This window comes from Archangium violaceum Cb vi76 (assembly GCF_000733295.1).
Taxonomy (GTDB): Bacteria; Myxococcota; Myxococcia; order Myxococcales; family Myxococcaceae; genus Archangium; species Archangium violaceum.
On sequence record NZ_JPMI01000040.1, the window covers coordinates 1 to 7,403 of the forward strand.

The following is a 7,403-nucleotide window of genomic DNA, read 5'->3' on the forward strand; positions in this document are numbered from 1 at the left end:
GGCCACGGCCGCGAAGCCATGGGGAATCTCCGTGTTGGCACACTTGAGCGTTCCATCGTGCCGGTACACGGAGCGCCCGTTGACCACCTCCTGCTTGCCGTCCTGGTCGATGTCCACCGCGAAGGACACGGGGCCCGTGAACAGCGCTCCGCCCATGCCATCCGAGCCCACCCACTTGAGCGTGCCCGTGTTGCTGTAGACGCGGTTGCCGTCCAGGATCTCCACGGCGCCGTCGCCATCCAGGTCCGCCAGCGAGAGGCCGCCCCACTCGTTGTAGTCGTTGGCGTCCTGAGACGAGCGGAACTTGAAGGCGCCATCATTCTCGAAGCAGATGATGCCGCGGCCGCTCTCGGGGATGCCGCAGATCTCCACGGCGCCGTCACCGTCGATGTCACCGGCGGCGATGCTCGCGGCCGGCTTCACGCGGTAGGCGGAATCCTCCACGCTCCACAGCTCCGCCCCGGTGCTGCCGCTCACCGCGCGGAGCACGCCGTTGGCGTTGCCGTCGTAACCGTTCTGGTAGGCGGTGTTGTAGAAGTCACCGTCGAAGGTGCTGAAGACGATGTCCGGAGTGCCGTCCCGGTTCACGTCCACCACCACCGGCTGCATCATCACCTGCTTGTGCGTGGGGAGGATCGGGCTGCCCGTCCACTCCCACTGCAGCTCCGGCTCGAAGTTGGCCGTGAACGGAGGCTTCACTTCACACCGCTCGGCCAGGTTCCCCGTGTCGCGAGCGGCGGGCCGCTCCTGCGAGTCCGTGGTGTCGCACGCGCTCCCCGTGGCCAGCGCCGCCAGCGCCGCGAAGAACCTCCCACGTCCCCGACCCTTCCACTGCGCGAGACCCTGCGTGCCGCGCTTGAGCTTCATGTGTGCCTCTCTCCTTCTGCGTTCGGGACTGGCCTGGTTCCCTGCTGCGCCCCAAGACAACTTGACCGTGTGGTGGCAACTGGATCCCAGTCCGAACCCTGAAAGAATCGCGAGTACTGACACACGCGGAATACCACATCACAAGAATCCATGTCTGCCAGAATTATTCAATCAAGACAGATAATCATCCCACAAAGAGTGCCCTGTCTGACAGAGACACAGAAAGACAGACATCCACCGACGTAATGCAGACACCCGGAAGAGGAGTCCCGTCCAAAAACAAAAAGCCCCAGGTTCCGGAGAACCCGAGGCCCTTGTCTGGGTGAAACGGAGGGATTCGAACCCGAGTCCCCCACTACCCTCACCCCGTCCCTCTCCCGGGGGGAGAGGGGTTGTTGTCGCGGTGGTTGTTGTCGCGGTGGGTGGGTTGGCGAGAACTACGCCGCCCTGGACGGCTCCGGAGACATGTAGTCCTCGATCGGCGGGCACGAGCACACCAGCTTGCGATCGCCCAACACGTTGTTCAGCCGTCCCACCGACGGCCAGAACTTGTGCTCGGCCACCCACGGCGCCGGGAAGGCCGCCTGCTCACGCGAGTACGGCCGGTTCCACTCCGGATCCGTCATCACCCGCGCCGTGTGCGGCGCGTTCTTCAGGACGTTGTTGTCCCTGGGCGCCTTGCCCTCCTCGATCTCGCGGATCTCCCCACGGATGGAGATCAGCGCGTCGCACAGGCGATCGATCTCCGCCTTGGACTCGCTCTCCGTCGGTTCGATCATCAGCGTGCCGGCCACCGGGAAGGACACCGTGGGCGCGTGGAAGCCGTAGTCCATCAACCGCTTGGCCACGTCCTCCACCTCGACACCCGCCGTCTTCTTCAGGTGCCGCAGGTCCACGATGCACTCGTGCGCCACCCGGCCCCGCTTGCCGCGGTAGAGCACCGGGTAGTGCTCCTGGAGCCGCTCGGCGATGTAGTTGGCGTTGAGGATGGCCAGCTTCGTGGCCTTCGTCAGCCCCTCGGCGCCCATCATCGCGATGTACATCCACGAGATGACCAGGATGCTCGCGCTGCCCCACGGCGCCGCGGACACCGCCCCGATGCCGTCATTGCCACCGGTGGAAATGACCGAGTGCCGCGGCAGGAACTTCACCAGGTGACTCGCCACGCAGATGGGACCCATGCCCGGGCCACCACCGCCGTGCGGGATGCAGAACGTCTTGTGCAGGTTGATGTGGCACACGTCCGCGCCAATCGCCGCCGGAGACGTCAGCCCCACCTGCGCGTTCAGGTTGGCGCCGTCCATGTACACCTGCCCGCCGCGCTCGTGCACGATGGCGCAGATGTCCTTGATCTCCTCCTCGAACACGCCGTGCGTGGACGGGTAGGTCACCATCAGGGCGGCCAGCTTCTCCTTGTGCGCATCCGCCTTGGCGCGCAGGTCTCCCAGGTCGATGTTGCCGTTCTCGTCGCACTTGACGACGACCACCTGGTAGCCCGCCATCACCGCGGTGGCCGGGTTGGTGCCGTGCGCGGAGGACGGAATCAGGCACACGTTGCGGTGCCCCTGGCCCCGGTTCTGGTGGTACGCGCGGATGACCAGCAGGCCCGCGTACTCGCCCTGGCTGCCCGCGTTGGGCTGCAGCGACACGCCCGCGAACCCGGTGATGCTCGCCAGCATCTGCTCCAGCTGCTCGAAGAGCACCTTGTAGCCCGAGGCCTGCGAGCTCGGCGCGAACGGGTGCATCTTGCCGAACTGCGGCCACGTCACCGGAATCATCTCCGCGGTGGCGTTGAGCTTCATCGTGCACGACCCGAGCGGAATCATCGAGTGCGTGAGCGACAAGTCCCTCGACTCGAGGCGGCGGATGTACCGCAGCATCTCCGTCTCGGAGTGGTAGCTGTTGAAGACCTGGTGCGTGAGGAACGGGCTGGTGCGGCGCAGGCCCTCGGGAAGGGTGCTCTGCAGCTCCTTGCCCAGCTCCTCGAGCGTGAAGCCCAGCGGCTTGCCACCGGCGAACACGGAGAGGATGGCCTCCACGTCGGAAGGACGGGTGGCCTCGTCGAGGCTGAGCCCGATGGCCCGCTCGTCGATGCGGCGGAAGTTCATCCCCTTGGACTCGGCGGCCGAGAGGATGCCGCGGATGTGCGGCGGCGCCGTCTCCACCCGGAGGGTGTCGAAGACGTTCTCGTAGTTGGCGCCGTAGCCCAGCTTGCGCAGGCCGCGCGCCAGCAGCACCGTCAGCCCGTGCACGCGCTCGGCGATGGCCTTCAGGCCGCGGGGCCCGTGGTACACCGCGTACATGCTCGCCATGATGGCCAGCAGCACCTGCGCGGTGCAGATGTTGCTCGTGGCCTTCTCGCGGCGGATGTGCTGCTCGCGCGTCTGCAGCGCCATGCGCAGGGCGCGCCGGCCCTGGGCGTCCTCGGACACGCCGATGATGCGGCCCGGCATGACGCGCGTGTAGGCGTTCTTCGTGGCGAAGAAGGCCGCGTGCGGACCGCCGTACCCCATGGGCACGCCGAAGCGCTGGGCGCTGCCCACCGCCACGTCCGCGCCGAACTCGCCCGGCGGCGTCAGCATCGTCAGCGCCAGCAGATCCGTGGCGACGATGAAGAGGCCGTTGGCCGCGTGCACCTTCTCGCCGAAGGCGCGGTAGTCGTGCACCACGCCATCGGTGGCCGGGTACTGCACCAGCGCGCCGAAGTACTTCTTCGCGCCCAGGTCCACCGTGCGGTGGTCACCCACCACCACCTCCACACCCAGCGGCTGGGCGCGGGTGCGCACCACGTCGATCGTCTGCGGGTGGCAGGCCTCGGAGACGAAGAAGGTGCCCCCGTTGTCGTCACCCTTGGTGTGCAGCGCCAGGGCCATGGCCTCGGCGGCCGCGGTGCCCTCGTCGAGCAGCGAGGCGTTGGCCACCTGCAGGCCGGTGAGGTCCATCACCATCGTCTGGAAGTTGAGCAGCGCCTCCAGCCGGCCCTGGGCGATCTCCGCCTGGTAGGGCGTGTACTGGGTGTACCAGCCCGGGTTCTGGAGGATGTTGCGGAGGATGACGTGCGGGGTCTGGGTGTCGTAGTAGCCCATCCCGATGAAGGACCGGAGCAGCTGGTTCTTCGAGGCGATGGCCTCCAGCACCGCGAGCGCATCGTGCTCCGAGTGGGCCACCGCCATCTTCAGCGGCTCCTTCGAGCGGATGGCAGCGGGGACCGTCTGGTCGATGAGCTCGTCGAGCGAGCCCACTCCCACGGCCTTCAGCATCCCGTGCAGTTCCTTCTCGTCCGGCCCGATGTGCCGGTCGGAGAACGATTCCTGGTATTTCCAATTCAAGGACATGGTTTGAGCACTCGCAGTGCGGGTGTAACGAAAGGCCGTGAGTAACAACCAGGCCGCGCGCGTTCAGCCCGGAGGGCGCGTCACTCCGAGCCTTCTTCCTTCAGATACTCCTCGTACTGGGATGCGGACAGGAGCCCGTCCAGCTCCTTGCTGTTCGAGAGCTCGAGCTCGATGAGCCACCCGTCTCCATAGGGTTCTTCGTTGACCAGTTCGGGGCTGCTGTCCATCTCCTCGTTCACCTTCGTCACCTTGCCGCTGAGCGGAGCGAAGGCCTCGGACACGGCCTTGACGGACTCGATGGAGCCGAACGGATCGGAGGCCTCGAAGGTGTCCCCCACCTTGGGAAGCTCCACGTACACCACGTCCCCCAGTTGCATCTGGGCGTGGTCGGTGATGCCCACCACCGCGGTGTTGCCATTCACGCGAACCCACTCGTGGTCCTTCGTGTACTTGAGATCGCTGGGATAGTTCGCCATGTCCGTCTTCCTCGCTTCAGGTGCTTCGGATGGGACTGCGTCAGGACTTCTTCCAGAAGGGGGTCTTCACGACGACGGCGGGCACCGCGCGGCCACGGATCTCCACCTCGAAGGTCGAGCCCTCGGCCGCCAGCTCGGCGGGCACGTAGCCGATACCGATGGACTTCTTCAAGGAGGGACCCATGGTGCCGCTCGTCACCTCGCCCACCCGCTGACCGTCCTTGAGGATGGGGTAGCCGTGGCGGGGGATGCCGGCGCCGGTCAGCTCGAAGCCCACCAGCTTGCGCTTCACGCCCTCGGCCTTCTGCTTCGCCAGCGCTTCACGGCCGATGAAACCGCCCGCCTTGTCCAGCTTGCAGATCCACCCCAGCCCCGCCTCCAGGGCCGTGTGGGTGTCGTCGATGTCGTTGCCGTAGAGCGCGTACTTCATCTCCGTGCGCAGGCTGTCGCGGGCGCCGAGGCCGCAGGGCTTCACGCCGTCCTGCTGGCCTTCCTTGAGGAGCGCCTCCCACAGCTTCTCCGCGTCGCCGGGCGCGCAGTACAGCTCGAAGCCGTCCTCCCCGGTGTAGCCCGTGCGCGAGATGATGCACTGCACTCCAGCCACCGGGCCCTCGGTGAAGCGGTAGGTGCCCACATTGGAAAGGTCCGCCGGGGTCATCCGCTTCACCAGCGCCACGGCCTTGGGGCCCTGCACGGCGATCTGCGCGTAGTCGTCGCTGCGATCCACCGGCTTCACGCCCTCGGCGCGGGCCTGCATCCAGGCGAAGTCCTTGTCCTTGTTGGACGCGTTGACGACGACGAGGATCCGCTCGGGCGAGAAGCGGTAGGCCACCACGTCATCCACGAAGCCACCCTGCTCATTGAGCAGCCCGGCGTAGACGGCCTGGCCGTCCGCGCACTTGGAGAGATCATTGGTGATGAGCTTGTTGGCCGTCTCGAGGGCCCCGGGGCCGGAGAACTCGATCTCCCCCATGTGCGAGACGTCGAAGAGGCCCACGGCGGTGCGCACCGCCTCGTGCTCGCCAATGACGGAGGTGTACTGCACCGGCATGTCCCAACCGGCGAAATCCACCATCCTGCCGCCCAACCTGCGGTGGGCCTCGTTGAGGGGCGTACGCCGGGCCATGCTCTTCTCTCCTGAGGGGGGTGAAAAAACGGCGCGGACTATAGCCGCGCACTTCCTTCAATCAAGGCTCTCGGGAACCCCACTGAAGCGTTCTAGACTGCTCGCGTCATGAAGATTCGTAATCGTTTGAATCCATCCAACCCCTGTTTCTCCTTCGAGTTCTTCCCGCCGAAGACGGACGAGGGCACCGCCAACCTGCTGAAGACGCTGGAGGAGCTGGCGCCCCTGGAGCCGGGTTTCGTCTCCGTCACCTACGGCGCGGGAGGCAGCACCCGGGACAGGACGGTGGAGCTCGTCACCCGCATCAAGCGCGAGACGGGCATCGAGGCCATGGCCCACATCACCTGCGTGGGCCACACGCCCGGAGAGCTGCGCGACGTGCTGCAGCGGCTGAAGGACGCGAAGGTGGAGAACGTGCTGGTGCTCCGGGGGGATCCACCCCAGGGACAGACGGCCTTCGAGCCCGTGCCCGGGGGTTTCCGTCATGCCACCGAGTTGGTGCGCTTCATCCGGGACGAGGATTTCAATTTCTGCCTGGGCGGAGCGTGCTATCCGGAGGGCCACGTGGAGACGGCCTCGCGCGACGACGACCTGCGTCATCTGAAGGAGAAGGTGGACGCGGGCCTGGACTTCGTCATCACCCAGCTCTTCTTCGACAACGCCTTCTACTTCGACTTCGTGGAGCGGGCGCGCCGCATCGGCATCAACGTCCCCATCGTCCCGGGAATCATGCCCATCACCAACTACGAGCAGGTGCAGCGCTTCACGCGCATGTGCGGGGCCACCGTGCCCATGCGCCTGGGGCTCCAGCTCGAGCGCGTGAAGGATCAACCCGAGGCGCTGGTGCAGCTGGGGGTGGCGCACGCCACGGTGCAGTGCATGGAGCTGCTGTCGCGCGGCGTCCCCGGCATCCACTTCTACACGCTCAACAAGTCACCGGCGACGCGGATGATCGTGAGCGCCCTGAGGGCCCGGACATGAGTGGACCTGGATTGAACGTGCCGCGGAGCGATCCGCGGTGGCCGGCGCTGCGGAAGTTGCGCCCGCCGGCGTTCATGCTGATGAACGTGGGCTTCATCAGCATCGCCTATGCGCTGGTGATGGTGGCCGTGATGCAGGGCTGGCTGCCCGTACCAACGGATTTTGCCACCTCGCTGCGGGGGCAGTCCGCGTGGGAGGCTCCCGTCAAGGTGCTCGTGGCCCTCGTGACCGGGGCGATGACCATCGTGGGGGCGTGGAACGCCTTCGGCCTGCGCAGATGGGGCCTGGTGGTGGTGGGCGCGGTCACCGCCATCACCCCCGTCACCCCCGTGTGCTTCGTGGGCTTCCCCTTCGCCCTGTGGGCGCTGTGGGTCCTCAGCATGCCCGAGGTGCGCCAGCACTTCACCTGAAGTGCACAAGCGCTCCTCGCGACCCCCACCACGGCGGACTTTCACTCCCCGGCTGGCGGCCCTATTCTTCGCCCGCAGCCGCACAGCCCACCGGGAGCCATCCGTGCAGCATCACACCGCGGACATCAATGGGGTCAACCTGCACTACGTGACGCACGGTGCGGGAGAGCCAATCCTCTTCATCCATGGGTTCCCCGAGTACTGGGGG

Annotated in this window: 6 protein-coding genes; 2 read left to right on the plus strand and 4 right to left on the minus strand. The window is 66.5% G+C overall.

The window, feature by feature from the left end; genetic code table 11:
* From Q664_RS06905 to gcvT, 4 genes are all read right to left on the minus strand, one after another.
* A partial coding sequence (locus tag Q664_RS06905) for an FG-GAP repeat domain-containing protein (protein ID WP_043391213.1) occupies positions 1-867 on the minus strand: 867 nt, incomplete at its 3' end.
* A gap of 437 nt (positions 868-1,304) precedes the next feature.
* Positions 1,305-4,202 (minus strand): aminomethyl-transferring glycine dehydrogenase, encoded by a 2,898-nt coding sequence (gcvP, locus tag Q664_RS06910; RefSeq protein WP_043391215.1) that lies wholly within the window; start codon positions 4,200-4,202, stop codon positions 1,305-1,307.
* A gap of 80 nt (positions 4,203-4,282) precedes the next feature.
* Complete coding sequence (gene gcvH / locus Q664_RS06915; protein WP_043391217.1) at positions 4,283-4,678, minus strand: glycine cleavage system protein GcvH; 396 nt, start codon at positions 4,676-4,678, stop codon at positions 4,283-4,285.
* Positions 4,679-4,718: 40 nt separating this feature from the next.
* The gene (gcvT, locus tag Q664_RS06920; protein ID WP_043391220.1) at positions 4,719-5,804 is read right to left on the minus strand and encodes a glycine cleavage system aminomethyltransferase GcvT; all 1,086 of its coding nucleotides are present in this window, start codon (positions 5,802-5,804) and stop codon (positions 4,719-4,721) included.
* 108 nt (positions 5,805-5,912) lie between these two features.
* Between gcvT and metF the strand changes: the two genes are divergently transcribed.
* Positions 5,913-6,785, plus strand: coding sequence for a methylenetetrahydrofolate reductase [NAD(P)H] (gene metF, locus Q664_RS06925; RefSeq protein WP_043391223.1), 873 nt, complete (start codon positions 5,913-5,915; stop codon positions 6,783-6,785).
* Entirely contained in the window at positions 6,782-7,195 is a 414-nt protein-coding gene (locus Q664_RS06930) for a hypothetical protein (protein WP_152621954.1), read from the plus strand. Before metF ends, Q664_RS06930 begins: the two co-directional genes overlap by 4 nt.
* Positions 7,196-7,403: the final 208 nt, after the last annotated feature.

What these genes read in the sequence shown, in the direction of transcription:
- gcvT (WP_043391220.1), bottom strand. Translation starts at nt 5,804, where the DNA reads ATGGCCCGGCGTACGCCCCTCAACGAGGCCCACCGCAGGTTGGGCGGC.
- Q664_RS06930 (WP_152621954.1), top strand. Translation starts at nt 6,782, where the DNA reads ATGAGTGGACCTGGATTGAACGTGCCGCGGAGCGATCCGCGGTGGCCG.
- gcvH (WP_043391217.1), bottom strand. Translation starts at nt 4,678, where the DNA reads ATGGCGAACTATCCCAGCGATCTCAAGTACACGAAGGACCACGAGTGG.
- gcvP (WP_043391215.1), bottom strand. Translation starts at nt 4,202, where the DNA reads ATGTCCTTGAATTGGAAATACCAGGAATCGTTCTCCGACCGGCACATC.
- metF (WP_043391223.1), top strand. Translation starts at nt 5,913, where the DNA reads ATGAAGATTCGTAATCGTTTGAATCCATCCAACCCCTGTTTCTCCTTC.